Genomic DNA, 13,448 nt, shown 5'->3' with positions numbered 1-13,448 from the left:
GAAAGCGAGCACGCAGGCGAGTTAACTTACGGCAATGTTTGGAGCGTGTCTGCGCCCAGCTCTCGGGCTCACGCCATCCGCGCGCTTTGCGTCATGGCCACCAGGTCGCGCAGCGTCGTGATCGTCGAAGCATCGGCGACGCCGTCGACCTTCTCCTGCCGCCAATGGCGCTGGAAGGCTGCGACGACGGCTTCGAATTTCTCGTCGTAGATGCCGTCGACCGTGACGCCATAGCCGAGCATGGCAAACATCGCCTGCAGCGCCTCGACCGGCTGGCCGCGCTCGCCGCGCGCGAAGAAGCGACCGCCACGGATCGGGGCCGGCTCGGACCAGATGCCGACGCCGCCCTCCGCGAATTGCCGCCATGGGAACTTCTCACCGGGATCGATCTTGCGGCCGGGTGCGATGTCGGAATGGGCGAGGACCCGCTCTGGTGGAATGCTCCAGCGCTCGCAGATATCGCGGCTCAGATTGAGTGTGGCGATCACCTGTTCCGGCGTGAAATCGGGCAGGCCGCCGGGATGGCCGGGGTTGGCGATCTCGATGCCGATCGAACAGGAGTTGATATCGGTTTCGCCGGCCCAATGCGATGCGCCGGCATGCCAGGCGCGACGGCCTTCGGGAACGAGTTGCAGCACATGACCGTTCTCGAAGACGAAATAATGTGAGGAAACCTGCGAGACCGGGTTGCAGAGCCATTGCAGCGCTTCGCCGGCATCGCTCATGCCGGTGTAGTGCAGGATCAGCATGTCGGGGCGTCGGAGGACATCGTTCGCGTCCCGGCGTTCGCCGTGGTTCGGCGAGGGAAAGACTTTGGCGGCGAAACGGCTGTCAGGGGTAGCAATGAGGCTCATGCGGGCTCCGGAAGTCTGGCGGTGCCGAGGCCTCGCTCCTTCTCGATCAGATCCCAGGCAGCGTTGATGGCGGCGAGGCGGTTCGTGGCGATCGCGATCGCTTCCTCGGGCAGCCCGCGCGCGATCTCGCGATCAGGATGGTTCTCGGCGACGAGGCGGCGATAATGCTTTTTCAGCTGGGCATCGCTCATCTCCCGGCTGGCGCCGAGCACGAGATAGGGGTCGTCCGGCCGGCGCATATGGCGTGCCTCGATGCGGGCAAAACCAGCGGCGTTGATCGAGAAGATCTGCGCCACATTGCGCAGATAGTCATGCTCGGCCTCGTGGATCGCGCCGTCGGCTGCGGCGATCAGGAACAGCCCGTCGAGCACATCCTCGAGCAGCGCCGGCTCATCCTTGAAGCTCTCGGCGATCTGCGTGGCGTAGGCCTCGAAGCCGGCGCTTGTCTGCTTGGCGAGATCGAACAGGCTCTCAATCCGGGCCTCGTGCTCGGGAGGCACCGTGACGATCCGCTCGAAGGCAGCGACCTCGTCGCGGGTGACGACACCGTCGGAGCGGGCCATCTTCGCGGAGAGGGCAACCAGTCCGGTCGTGAAAATCAGCTCGCGCGGTGCGGGAGCGAAGGGCGCCCCCTCGCGATCGACCAGGACATGGCCGGCAAGCGCACCGACCAGCGCGCCGAGCGGGCCGCCCAGCGCCAGTCCAAGACCGCCGCCACCGAGCGCGCCCCAAAAAGACGAAACCATCGTTCAGGCAACTCCCCGATTCAGCCCCGCGCGCAGTTTGCCCGGTCCCGCCGGGCCATCCAAGCCCAGTCCGACGAAAACCGCCCGCAAGCGACAGGCGAAGCGACCCAGGGCATGGCAGATGTCGCGCAGACGGGGTGGCAGGGGTCGCTCGGGGGCTCTTCCGGCGGCCGCGCGATCCTCCGGGTGGTGGAAAATGAGGACAAATGCGGCTTTCGACCCGGAATACGTCAGCAATGGGGCAATGGTTTGATTCGGCTCGCCCCGGTTGCGAACGCTTTGGCAGCGTGTTCGCGATGTCGGATAATACACGATGAATACCTCTATCGTAGTAAAGGCATTAATAAAAATTTGCGCCGAGTATAGTTTAGATTCGCCCTGCCAGTCGTCAGATTATCAACACATTCTCCGATCAGTTCGGTCTCCCCATCAAACGCCTTTCTGATGGATGGGGTCCACAAAAGATGAAATATACCTCCAGCGGTGCTGCTGCCGCGCTCATGATTTGCCTCGCCTCTTTGCAGCCTGCCAAGGCTGCTACGAACAGCGAGAGCGATGCTCTCGCCTTCATCGTCCGGGACGCGGAAATCAAGCGTGAGGCATCTGCGCAGGAGGCCGGTTCGGCGACCTCGAAGACCGAGAGCGCCGCTCCGGCGGAGCGTGGAAAGCGCGCCAAGGCGAGCGCCAGCCGCCGTACCGCTGTGGCCGCTTTGACTGCGGCAGCCCCGGTCGCGGATGAGGGCGTGACGGCAAGCAACGGCCGCCCCCGGACGCTGGCCGCTCCGGCTGGTGCCGACGGGCTCAAGGCCATCGTTGCGCGCCACGCCGCCGCCAATGGCGTTCCGTTTGCGCTGGCCGACGCGGTCGTGCGCATCGAGAGCCGCTACAACCCCCGGGCCTCGAATGCCGGCAATTATGGGCTGATGCAGATCCGCCACCAGACCGCGCGCGGCATGGGCTATACCGGTAGCGCCAGCGGTTTGCTCGATGCCGAGACCAATGCCCGCTACGCCGTGAAATATCTGGCGGAAGCCTACCGCCTGGCCGGCGGCGATACCTGCCGCACTGTGATGAAATACCAGAGCGGGCACATGGCCCAGCGCATGAGCGGCGCCAACCGCACCTATTGCGCCAAGGTCCGCACGATCAGCGCGCAGAATTGACGGGCAAACCGCCTCGGCCTCGCTTGACGCGGGGCGGGGGAGGGCGCACTAGCGCCGCTGCCAGTCGGCCGGACGGCCGCTCCCGTTCGCGGGGGAGGAAAGTCCGGGCTCCACGGAAACACGGTGCCGGATAACGTCCGGCGGGGGCGACCCCAGGGAAAGCGCCACAGAGATCGAACCGCCTCGCGCTTCGGCGCGGGGTAAGGGTGAAAAGGTGCGGTAAGAGCGCACCGCGGACCCGGCAACGGGGACGGCATGGCAAGCCCCACCGGGAGCAAAACCGAATAGGGACGATGCCTCTCCCGCAAGGGCGAGGGGGCCGGTTTCCAGGCCTGGTCGTCCGGGTTGGTTGCTCGAGGCGCACAGCAATGTGCGTCCCAGAGGAATGGCCGTCACGTCGGCGTAGCAATGCGCCGGCCATCCAGAACCCGGCTTACAGGCCGGCTGGCACCTTCTGCCCCGCAGGGCAACGAGCGGCCTATGCCGCTCTTCGCGTCTTTCACAGTGCGTAGGTCCATTCGGCCGGCACGAACTTGAAGGCCGCGCCGTCCTTCATCACCTTGCCGAAGCCCGGGAAGGCGATATGCGAGCCGGTGATCAGGACACCGTCGCTCGCCACCATGTCGAGCACGCGTTTGCGCGAGGCGGCTGCCTGTTTGCCATCAAGATCGAAGACGAAGGCGATGTCGGGGCGTGCCGTCTGAATCGCGGCATTGTGGATGGTATCGCCCACAAGCATGAGCTGCTCGGAACCCGAACTGATCCGGAGCAGGCTATGGCCAGGCGTATGGCCCGGTACCAGCTCGAGGCTGAGGCCAGGCGCGACCTCGCCGGGTTTCACCTTGCGGGTGCGGCTCGCATAGGGGGCGAGCGAATTGCGGGCCGAGGCGAAGAAAGGCTTGGCTTCAGCTGGCGCCTGGGCGAGCACGCCCTCGTCATGCCAGAAGGCGTATTCGGCCTCGCTGATGATCAGTTCGGCATTGGGGAAGCGCGCTGTCTTCTCTGCCGTCAGAAGGCCCTCGGCATGATCCGGGTGGGCATGGGTCAGGATCACCGCGTCGACCTGTGCCGGATCGATGCCAGCTGCGCGCAGATTGCCTTCTGCGCGTCCCATCGTCGGGCCGAAGGCCATGTTGAAGCCAGTGCCGGTGTCGACAAGGTAGGTCCGCTCGCGGGTGTTGACGACGAAGGCATTGACCGAGGTCGGCAAGCTCTCGCCCAAGCCCGCGGTGGCCAGGATCTGTTTGACCTGGGCGGGATCCGCGCCGAGGAAGGCCTGGGCATTCAGTGGAATATAGCCATCGAGAATGGCAGTGACTTCGATATCGCCGACCTTGCGGCGATAAATGCCTGCAACCTGCGCTGCCGTTTGCGGAGCGCGGGCAAGAGCGGGGAGTGCGGGCAGCATGCTGGTTGCAGCCGCGCCGGCGAGGAAGTTGCGGCGGTTGAACATGGTCTGTTCCAGAGGCGAGAGGGATCGAAAGCGTCCGGAAACGATGCCTGCGCCTGTCTTGCGCCCGGCTTGATCGTCTCGTGGTCGGGTTGGTGTCCGGCCACGAGAGTTCAGATGGGCAGCGTCGCCTCAGGCCGCAACCTGGAGATCAACGTCGATATTTCCGCGCGTCGCGTGGGAATACGGGCAGACGATATGGGCCTTCCTGACGAGGTCCTCGACCACGGCCTTGTCGACGCCCGGGACCGAGATGGTCAGTTTCACGGCGATGCCGAAGCCAGTGCCGTCGTCGCGCGGGCCGATGCCGACATCGGCGCTGACGCGCGCCTCCGGCGGAATCTTTACCTGCTCCTTGCCGGCGACGAACTTCAGCGCACCGAGGAAGCAGGCGGAATAGCCCATCGAGAACAGCTGTTCGGGATTGGTGCCGTCGCCGCCCCCGCCGCCCAGCTCCTTCGGCGTATTCAGCACCAGCTTGACGTTGCCCGTGTCGGTGGCTGCCTCGCCTTCACGGCCGCCGGTGGCGGAGCCATGAGCGGTGTAGAGGATCTTCATGATCGAACTCCTTGGGCTCGGGGGAACTTGCATGTCGATTTAGATTGTGCACAATTAAATTGTCAACAGGATGACACGCGCATCACGGATCGGTGATCGGTGATCGGGCCGCGGAAAGCCTGGAGTTTGAAGGGCCCGTCGCTTCATGCCAAACGAAGAGATGATGACGCCGAAGGTTCCCGCCACCCCACTTCCGAAGGCGGAGGAGCAGCTCTGTTTCGCGATCTATTCTGCGGGGCATGCCTTCACCCGCCTCTATCGTACGGTGCTTGCTGAACTCGGCCTGACCTACCCGCAATATCTCGTCATGCTTGTCTTGTGGGATCATGACGGCGTGACGATGAAGGAGATCGGCGAGCGATTGATGCTCGATTCCGGCACGCTGACGCCATTGCTGAAACGGCTGGAGGTCGCTGGTCTGGTCCGCCGCGAGCGCGACCGCCGGGATGAGCGGCAGGTCCGGCTGAGCCTGACCGAAGCAGGACGGGCGCTCAGCGAGAGGGCGCGTCGCGTGCCTGAAAGGATGGTCTGCGCGATCGGCGGTTCGGCGGAGCGGGTCGCCGCGCTGACCGAAGATCTGCATAGGCTGCGCCAGGCGCTGCTCACGGCTGCCGACGGACCGGCGTAAACCCTCCGCGACATTTTTCATCCAGGTCGCCCGGCCGGGACGCCGCAGGCGAGCGCTTGTGCGTCCCGGATTCCCGAGAAAACGCCCGCGCTTACGGATGCTTAACCTTAACAGGCTGTGATGCGAAGCAGGGCCGGCGTCACTGCGTCGGTGAACGCGATTCCATTGACGCCCAAATTTGCCCATGCTATCCCAAATCATCCCGTCGAAGCCGGCAGGCAGAACGCAGAACAAGGTCCGTGTGCCGCGCGGATCTTGCGTCTCGACCCTGCTGTGCCTGCTTCGATGGGAGGCCTCGAACCCGCCGCCGAGGCGCTGCTACGCGCCGGTGGGGAGCGAGCCGGGAGGCGGCGTTGACGGACCGCTTCGTCTCGAATTTCACCAATCGGCTGGATGCCAAGGGGCGCGTCTCGATCCCCGCGAGCTTTCGCGCCGTCCTGGCGAAGGATGGCTACGAAGGGCTTTACGTCCATCCCTCGCTCGACCTGGAAGCGCTCGATGCGGGCGGCCACGCGCTGCGAGCCACCATCGACGACATTCTCTCCCGCTTTTCTCCCTTTTCGGACGAGTGGGAATCTCTCTCGACAGCGCTGAACGGCACCTCGGAGGTGCTGAAGGTCGATCCGGAAGGGCGTATCATGCTCAGCGAGACCCTGAGGGCGCATGCCGGCATCGCCGATGCGGTCACCTTCGTGGGCCATGGCCACAAGTTTCAGATCTGGGAGCCGGCCCGCTTCCAGTCACATCTGGAGGCGGCGCGCAGCCGCTTGCGCGACGTCAAGCGCACGCTGGGTTCGCACATGACGACTTCACCGGGAGCGACAGGCGCATGACGGGGCACGGCAGCCGGGATCACGGGGCCGCTGGCGGATCGACCCGACATGTTCCGGTCCTCATGGCGGAAGCTATCGACGCGCTCGCGATCAAGCCGGGGGGACGCTATCTCGACGGCACCTTTGGCGCTGGCGGCTATTCTCGCCAGCTGCTGGAGCGAGAGCCGACGGCGACCTTGCTCGCGCTCGACCGCGACCCGACGGCAATCGCCGGCGGGGCAGGGTTGGTCGCCGAAATGAACGGGCGGCTGATCTTGTCGCAGGCATGCTTCGGAGACCTCGCCAAGGAAGCGCGGCTGTTCAAGATGATGCCGCTGGACGGTGTCGTGCTCGATATCGGCGTCTCCTCGATGCAGATCGACGAGGCAGAGCGCGGTTTCTCGTTCCGCTTCGATGGCCCGCTCGACATGCGCATGGGCCGGGATGGGCAGAGTGCCGCCGACCTCGTCAACGAGGCCGAAGAGGGACTGCTCGCCAACATCTTCTATCATTATGGCGAGGAGCGTCGCTCGCGAGGCGTCGCGCGCGCGATCGTCGAGGCCCGGCGCAAGGCGCCGCTGACGACGACGAAGCAACTGGCCGATCTCGTGGCCAGCATCGTCTGGGCGGAGCCCGGCGGCGCGCACCCGGCGACGCGGGTATTCCAGGCCTTGCGCATCGCGGTCAATGACGAGCTCGGCGAATTGGTGCGGGCCCTGCACGCTGCCGAGGAGGTGCTGGGCGAGGGCGGGCGCCTGGCCGTCGTGACCTTTCATTCGCTTGAGGACCGCATCGTCAAGCAGTTCCTGGCGACCCGTTCCGGGCGCGCGCCGGCCGCTTCGCGCCATGCGCCAGCCACGACAGCGCCAGCCGCGACCTTCTCGCTGGTGACCAGGGGAGCAGTCGCGCCTTCCGAAGAGGAGATGCGGAGCAATCCGCGCGCTCGTTCCGCCAAATTGCGCGCTGCGCAACGCACTGCTGCCCCGGCTCGCGGGCCGGAGGCTGAACTCACTGCGCTTGCAGGCGTGCCGTCACCGCAGCCTCGCCGGAGACCCTAGGGATGATCAAGCTCCTGCATGTGGTCGCGATCTGCGCACTGGTCTCCTCGGCGCTCTATGCCTACACGATCAAATACGAGACGACGCTCGAATCCGAGCAGTTGCAAAAGCTCAAGGCCAAGGCGCAGCGCGAGCGCGATGCGATCGCCGTGCTCAAGGCCGAATGGCAGTTCCTGAACCGGCCTGATCGGTTGCAGGCACTGACCGAGCGCCATCTCGACCTCCAGCCGTTCACGGTGACGCAGGTCGTGCGCGCCTCGGATATCCCGAACCGCGGCCCGAAGGTGGATTCCATCGGCCGCAAGCTTGAGGATCTCGGCCTCGGTCTGCCGACCGAGACGCCGAGGGATCGCAAGACGAGTGGCGTCACCACGCCGGGAGCCCGCCCATGACGGAGCCGAAGCTCTCTGCGACAGATCACCTGCGCCCGGACAATATCGAGGAAGGCCAGTCGGTGCCGCGCGGTCGGCTCCACTTCCTGCGCGATGTCTTCCGGATGAGCGGCGAGAAGAGCCAGCCGCGCGTCGGTCTCGTGATCCTGGGCTTCTCCGCCCTGTTCCTGGCCATTACCGGCCGTCTGGTGATGCTCGCCACCTTGCCGAACGAGCAGGTCGGTCTGCGCCGCGCGACCTCCAACGCGATCTCGGCCGCACGGCCTGATATCGTCGACCGGAACGGAACCGTTCTCGCGACCGACGTCAGGACCGTCTCGGTCTTCGCCGAGCCGCGCAAGATTCTCGACAAGGACGAGGCAACGGAGCTGCTGACCGCCGTGCTGCCCGATCTCGACGCGAAGGATCTGCGCGACAGGCTCGGCACCAAACGCGGCTTCATCTGGGTCAAGCGCGAGATCACGCCGCGCCAGCAGGCGGAGGTTCATCGCCTCGGCATTCCCGGCGTCGGCTTCGTGCCGGAGAACAAGCGCGTTTACCCGAACGGGCCGGCAGCGGCGCATGTGCTCGGCTTTGCCAATGTCGACAATGTCGGCATTGCCGGCATAGAGAAATACATCGACTCGCAGGGGCTGCAGGACCTGAACGGCGCCGGTCTTGCGACCCAGGGGTCGGATCTCAAGCCCGTGGCGCTGTCGATCGACCTGCGCGTGCAGCACCTGCTGCGCGACGAACTGGTCAAAGGTATGGAGAAGTACCGGGCCATCGCGGCGGCGGGCGCGATCATGGATGTGACGACAGGCGAGATGATCGCTTCGGTTTCTCTTCCTGACTATGATCCGAGCAACCCGGTCGATGCGCATGAGAAGGACCGCATCAACCGGATCAATGTCGGTGTCTACGAGATGGGCTCGACCTTCAAGGCGCTGACGGTTGCGATGGCGCTCGACTCCGGCAAGGCGAACATCAACTCCACCTATTCGACCGCCGGCGGCATGATGCGCTTCGGCCGCCATGTCATTCGCGAATACCATGGCACCGGCCGGACACTGACCGTCCCCGAGGTGTTCGTGCATTCGTCGAACATGGGTTCGGTCAAGATGGCGCTGTCTGTCGGCGTCGAGGGCCACAAGGCCTTCCTGCGCAAGATGGCCCAGCTCGATCGCATGCGGACCGAATTGCCCGAGAGCGCCGAACCGCTCATCCCGCCGCGCTGGGGCGAGCTCAACACCGCGACCATTGCCTTCGGTCACGGCCTCGCGGTTGCGCCGATCCAGGCACTCGCCGCTGTCGGGGCCCTGGTCAATGGCGGCAATCTGATCACTCCAACCTTCGTCAAGCGCTCGGAGGAGGACGCCAAGCGCCTGGGGCTTCGCGTCATCAAGCCGGAAACCTCCGAGGCGATGCGCTATATCATGCGTCTCAATGGCGAGCGCGGCTCTGCCCGCAAAGCGGATGTCCCGGGCTATTTTGTCGGCGGCAAGACCGGCACGGCCGAAAAGGTCATTGGCGGGCGCTACGCCAAGAACCGCAACTTCACGACCTTCATGGCGATCGTGCCAGCGGACAAGCCGCGCTATCTGTTCCTCTCGATCTATGACGAGCCCAAGGGCTATGCCGAGAGCGGCGGCTATTCGACCGCCGCCTGGAATGCCGGTATCACGACCGGCAAGGTCATCGAGCGTGCGGCGCCGGTCCTCGGCTTGCCGCCGCGTTTCGAGCCGCCGGTCGCTCCGTTCCCGTTGATGGCGAAGCTCGGCGCCTGGGGAACGCGCTGAAGCAACGAAACTGACAGGCGAGATCATGGGCAGCAGCGAATTCAGTCTCGGTGAACTCTTCCCCGGGGCATTCGCCGAAGATGCGTCCCGCCGTGTCGGCGGGGTTGCGATGGACAGCCGCAAGGTCAAGCCGGGGGACGTCTTTGTCGCCTATGCGGGCGCCAGGACAGACGGCGCGCGCTTTGTCGCAGATGCCGTGGCGCGCGGTGCAGCCGCCATCGTCACAGATCATGCGCGTCCCGCAGATCTCGAAGCGTCGGTGGCCTTCGCCCGCGTCGACGACCCGCGCCGGGCTCTGGCGCTTGCGGCCGCGCGGGTGCATCCGCGCCAGCCCGGCACGATCGTCGCGGTGACCGGGACCAGCGGTAAATCCTCGGTTGCCGACTTCACCCGTCAGATCTTCTCGGCATTGGGCCATGAAGCCGCCAGTCTCGGCACGATTGGCGTCGTGACGTCGAAGGGAGCTGATTACGGTTCCCTGACCACGCCGGATCCGCTCTCCCTGCACGCCTCGCTCGACAAGCTTGCCGGCGAGGGCATCAGCCATCTCGCGATGGAAGCGTCCTCCCACGGACTAGACCAGCGCCGCCTGGACGGGGTGAGATTGAAAGCAGGCGCCTTCCTCAATCTCGGGCACGACCATCTCGATTATCATCCGAGCGTGGCCGATTATCTCGCTGCCAAGCTGAGGCTCTGGGAGCTTCTGCCGGATGGAGCGCCGGTCGTGATCAATCGCGACGAGCCTTACGCCGCCGAGGCAGCGCAGGCCGCGCTCGCCAAGGGGCATCCGGTGATCGGCATCGGCAAGGCAGGTGAAACGCTGACCCTGCTCGGCGCGGCGCGCGAAGGTTTTTCGCAGCGGCTCAGAATTCGGACCAAGCAGCGCGACCTGGAGGTCGTGCTGCCTCTGGTCGGCGACTTCATGGCCGGCAATGCACTGGTTGCAGCTGGTCTCGCAATCGCAACGGGCGAAGATGAAGATTCATCGCTGCAGGCGATTTCGGGGCTACGCGGCGTGGCTGGGCGGCTCGAGCGTGTCGGCGAGATCAAGGGCGGCCTCGTCATCGTCGACTATGCCCATAAGCCGGATGCGCTGGCGGCCGTATTGGCGACCTTGCGGCCCTATGCACCCGGGCGATTGATCTGCGTCTTCGGCTGCGGCGGCGACCGCGATCGCGGCAAGCGCCCGATCATGGGGCGCATTGCGGCCGAGCGCTCCGATATCGCGATCGTCACCGACGACAACCCACGCAGCGAAAATCCCGCTGCTATCCGCGCCGAGATCCTGGCGGCCGCTCCGGGGCTGCGTGAAATAGGCGACCGGACGGAGGCCATTCGCACCGCAGTCGGCCTGATCGCCCCTGGGGATCTTCTCGTCGTGGCTGGAAAAGGCCATGAAACCGGCCAGATCGTAGGCGATCGGACCTTGCCTTTCTCCGATCACGACGTGGTGCGGACGGCCATCGCGGAGATCGAAGCATGAGCGGCGTGCCTTTGTGGTCGGGAGAGCGTCTGATCGGCGCCATGGGAGCCAGTCTGCACGGCGATATGCCTGCCGCTGTGACCGGCGCTTCGATCGACACCCGGACGCTGCAACCCGGCGACGTATTTTTCGCGATCAAGGGCGGCGAACGCGATGGTCATGAATTCGTCGAGGCCGCCCTCGCAAAGGGCGCGGCCCTTGCCGTCATCGATGAAGCCCATGCTGCAGGCTTTGTCGGGGCAGGGTCGTGCGCCGTCGTTTCCGACGTGCTGCACGCGATGGAATTGGCCGGCATGGCTCGCCGGGCCGAGCTCAAGGCCGCGGTCGTCGCGGTAACCGGATCGGTCGGCAAGACCGGCACCAAGGAGGCCTTGAGACTCGTCCTGTCCCGCCAGGGCGAGACCCATGCTCCCGTCGCATCCTACAACAATCACTGGGGCGTGCCGCTGACGCTGACGCGCACGCCGGCTTCGGTGCGCTACGGCGTCTACGAGATCGGCATGAGCAATCCGGGCGAGATCCTGCCACTCGCCAAGATGGTTTCACCGGACGTCGCGATCATCACCACTGTCCAGCCCGTCCATCTGGCTGCCTTCGAGTCGATCGAGGGGATCGCCGAGGAAAAGGCCGCGATCTTCACAGGGCTGAAGCCGGGCGGCACCGCCATCATCAATGCCGACATTGCACAGGCGGAGCTGCTGCGGCGCCTGGCCGAGGAGAGCCCTGCCGGGCGGGTCATCAGCTTCGGCGAGCGTGCCGATGCCGATGTCAGGCTCCTATCCTGCTCGCTCAAGCCTGATGTCTCGACGGTCGACGCGGTGGTGCTCGGCAAGCCTGTGACCTACCGACTCGGCAGTCCGGGCAAGCATATCGTGCTGAACTCGCTTGCGGTTCTCGCCGCGGTCGAGGCCGTCGGCGCTGATCTGGCACTGGCGGCGCTCGCGCTCGGCGACCTCACGCCGCCAGCTGGTCGTGGCGCTCGCCAGATGCTGAGCACGCCATCCGGCCCGTTCACGCTGATCGACGAGAGCTATAACGGCAACCCGGCTTCGGTCCGGGCTGCAATCGAGAATCTCGGTCGCATTCCGGTGACCGGACGAGGCCGCCGTGTCGCAGTACTGGGCGACATGCGGGAGCTCGGTCCGAGTGCTCCGGAGCTGCACGCGGGGCTCGTGGAGCCCATCACCGGAAACGCGATCGACCGGGTCTTTGCCTGTGGGCCGCTGATGCGCGGACTTTACGACATCTTGCCATCCGGCATGCGTGGCGCTTATGCCGCGCAGTCGAGCGAGCTTGCACCGCTTGTCCTGGACGCCATCCGGGCCGGGGACGTCGTCACCGTCAAGGGGTCGCTCGGTTCCCATATGGGCTTGGTCGTCAAGGCCATTGCCGCCCGGTTCCCTGCCGTGCCTGCCGACGACTGAGACAAGAGGAACATAGCCGATGCTCGTCTGGCTTGCCGATTTCGCCGGGGCCTTCCCGATTCTGAACGTGTTCCGCTACATCACGTTCCGCGCCGGCGGCGCCACTGCGACCGCGCTGCTTTTCGTCTTCTTCTTCGGGCCTGCCGCGATTTCCTGGCTCCGGATCAAGCAAGGCAAGGGCCAGCCGATCCGGACCGACGGTCCAGAGACGCATCTTGCCAAGCGTGGCACGCCGACGATGGGCGGCCTGATGATCCTGTCGGGACTGTTCGCTGCGGTCCTGCTCTGGGGCAATCTGCGCAACTCCTATGTCTGGATCGTGCTCGGCGTGACCGCCGCCTATGGCGCCATCGGTTTCTATGACGACTATCTCAAGGTCACTAAGCAGTCGCATAAGGGCTTTTCCGGCAAGGCACGGCTTTCCATCGAGGTCGTGATCGCACTCATCGCCTGCTACTTGATCATGCGGCTCGGTCCGCCGGCGATTTCATCCGGCTTCGCGATGCCGTTCCTGAAGGAACTGGTCATTCCTCTCGGCCTGCTCTTTCCCTTTGTGACCGCCTTCGTGGTGGTCGGAGCCGGCAATGCGGTCAATCTCACCGACGGGCTCGACGGGCTTGCGATCGTGCCGGTGATGATTGCAGCCGCGACATTCGGCTTCATCTCCTATCTCGCGGGCAACGCGATCTTCGCCAACTACCTGCAGATCCACCATGTACCGGGCGCCGGCGAGCTTGCCGTGATCTGCGGCGCCGTGATCGGGGCCGGCCTGGGCTTCCTCTGGTTCAACGCACCGCCGGCCCAGATCTTTATGGGCGACACCGGCTCGCTCGGCCTCGGCGGCTTGCTTGGCGTGATCGCGGTTGCGACCAAGCATGAGATCGTGCTGGCCATCGTCGGCGGCCTCTTCGTGGTCGAGGCGCTTTCGGTCATCATCCAGGTCTTCGTCTTCAAGCGTACCGGCAAGCGCGTCTTCCTGATGGCGCCGATCCATCACCATTTCGAGAAACTGGGCTGGACAGAGCCGCAGGTCGTGATCCGCTTCTGGATCATTTCCGTTGTGCTGGCCTTGGTCGGCCTCGCCACGCTGAAGCTGCGCTGA

At 65.2% G+C, this 13,448-nt stretch carries 13 protein-coding genes and 1 other RNA gene; 10 read left to right on the top strand and 4 right to left on the bottom strand.

Annotated features, from left to right (window positions below):
* Window positions 1-68: 68 nt before the first annotated feature.
* On the bottom strand, window positions 69-854 hold the full coding sequence (locus tag FG93_RS07475; protein ID WP_043233372.1) for an N-acetylmuramoyl-L-alanine amidase: 786 nt from the start codon (window positions 852-854) through the stop codon (window positions 69-71).
* Complete coding sequence (locus FG93_RS07470) at window positions 851-1,600, bottom strand: TerB family tellurite resistance protein (protein WP_043233371.1); 750 nt, start codon at window positions 1,598-1,600, stop codon at window positions 851-853. The genes FG93_RS07475 and FG93_RS07470 overlap by 4 nt, the downstream gene beginning before the upstream one ends.
* A gap of 464 nt (window positions 1,601-2,064) precedes the next feature.
* Between FG93_RS07470 and FG93_RS31090 the strand changes: the two genes are divergently transcribed.
* Entirely contained in the window at window positions 2,065-2,763 is a 699-nt protein-coding gene (locus FG93_RS31090; RefSeq protein ID WP_052513471.1) for a lytic transglycosylase domain-containing protein, read from the top strand.
* Between the two features lie 60 nt (window positions 2,764-2,823).
* Window positions 2,824-3,215: RNase P RNA component class A (gene rnpB / locus FG93_RS31115), an RNA gene on the top strand.
* Between the two features lie 47 nt (window positions 3,216-3,262).
* Here rnpB and FG93_RS07460 read toward each other — a convergent pair.
* Both FG93_RS07460 and FG93_RS07455 read right to left on the bottom strand, forming a co-directional pair.
* Complete coding sequence (locus FG93_RS07460) at window positions 3,263-4,216, bottom strand: MBL fold metallo-hydrolase (protein ID WP_043233369.1); 954 nt, start codon at window positions 4,214-4,216, stop codon at window positions 3,263-3,265.
* 129 nt (window positions 4,217-4,345) lie between these two features.
* Window positions 4,346-4,771 carry an organic hydroperoxide resistance protein gene (locus FG93_RS07455; protein ID WP_043233368.1) on the bottom strand — a complete coding sequence of 142 codons (426 nt, stop codon included), beginning with the start codon at window positions 4,769-4,771 and terminating at the stop codon, window positions 4,346-4,348.
* A gap of 163 nt (window positions 4,772-4,934) precedes the next feature.
* On the opposite strand from FG93_RS07455, the gene FG93_RS07450 reads away from it, so the two are divergent.
* From FG93_RS07450 to mraY, 8 genes are all read left to right on the top strand, one after another.
* Window positions 4,935-5,399 (top strand): MarR family winged helix-turn-helix transcriptional regulator, encoded by a 465-nt coding sequence (locus FG93_RS07450; RefSeq protein ID WP_043233595.1) that lies wholly within the window; start codon window positions 4,935-4,937, stop codon window positions 5,397-5,399.
* 353 nt (window positions 5,400-5,752) lie between these two features.
* Window positions 5,753-6,232 (top strand): division/cell wall cluster transcriptional repressor MraZ, encoded by a 480-nt coding sequence (locus FG93_RS07445; RefSeq protein ID WP_043233366.1) that lies wholly within the window; start codon window positions 5,753-5,755, stop codon window positions 6,230-6,232.
* On the top strand, window positions 6,229-7,269 hold the full coding sequence (gene rsmH / locus FG93_RS07440; RefSeq protein WP_052513470.1) for a 16S rRNA (cytosine(1402)-N(4))-methyltransferase RsmH: 1,041 nt from the start codon (window positions 6,229-6,231) through the stop codon (window positions 7,267-7,269). The genes FG93_RS07445 and rsmH overlap by 4 nt, the downstream gene beginning before the upstream one ends.
* A 2-nt stretch (window positions 7,270-7,271) precedes the next feature.
* Window positions 7,272-7,661 (top strand): hypothetical protein, encoded by a 390-nt coding sequence (locus tag FG93_RS07435; protein WP_043233362.1) that lies wholly within the window; start codon window positions 7,272-7,274, stop codon window positions 7,659-7,661.
* The gene (locus tag FG93_RS07430) at window positions 7,658-9,439 is read left to right on the top strand and encodes a penicillin-binding protein 2 (RefSeq protein WP_081881367.1); all 1,782 of its coding nucleotides are present in this window, start codon (window positions 7,658-7,660) and stop codon (window positions 9,437-9,439) included. Before FG93_RS07435 ends, FG93_RS07430 begins: the two co-directional genes overlap by 4 nt.
* Before the next feature lie 25 nt (window positions 9,440-9,464).
* Window positions 9,465-10,922 carry a UDP-N-acetylmuramoyl-L-alanyl-D-glutamate--2,6-diaminopimelate ligase gene (locus FG93_RS07425; RefSeq protein ID WP_043233361.1) on the top strand — a complete coding sequence of 486 codons (1,458 nt, stop codon included), beginning with the start codon at window positions 9,465-9,467 and terminating at the stop codon, window positions 10,920-10,922.
* Window positions 10,919-12,346 carry a UDP-N-acetylmuramoylalanyl-D-glutamyl-2,6-diaminopimelate--D-alanyl-D-alanine ligase gene (locus tag FG93_RS07420; protein WP_043233359.1) on the top strand — a complete coding sequence of 476 codons (1,428 nt, stop codon included), beginning with the start codon at window positions 10,919-10,921 and terminating at the stop codon, window positions 12,344-12,346. The genes FG93_RS07425 and FG93_RS07420 overlap by 4 nt, the downstream gene beginning before the upstream one ends.
* Before the next feature lie 19 nt (window positions 12,347-12,365).
* Entirely contained in the window at window positions 12,366-13,448 is a 1,083-nt protein-coding gene (gene mraY, locus FG93_RS07415; protein WP_043233357.1) for a phospho-N-acetylmuramoyl-pentapeptide-transferase, read from the top strand.

Source organism: Allobosea sp. LC85 (genome assembly GCF_000735605.1).
Classification (GTDB): domain Bacteria; phylum Pseudomonadota; class Alphaproteobacteria; order Rhizobiales; family Beijerinckiaceae; genus Allobosea.
Note: the sequence above shows the minus strand (reverse complement) of the source record. Positions and strands in the feature narration are given on the sequence as shown.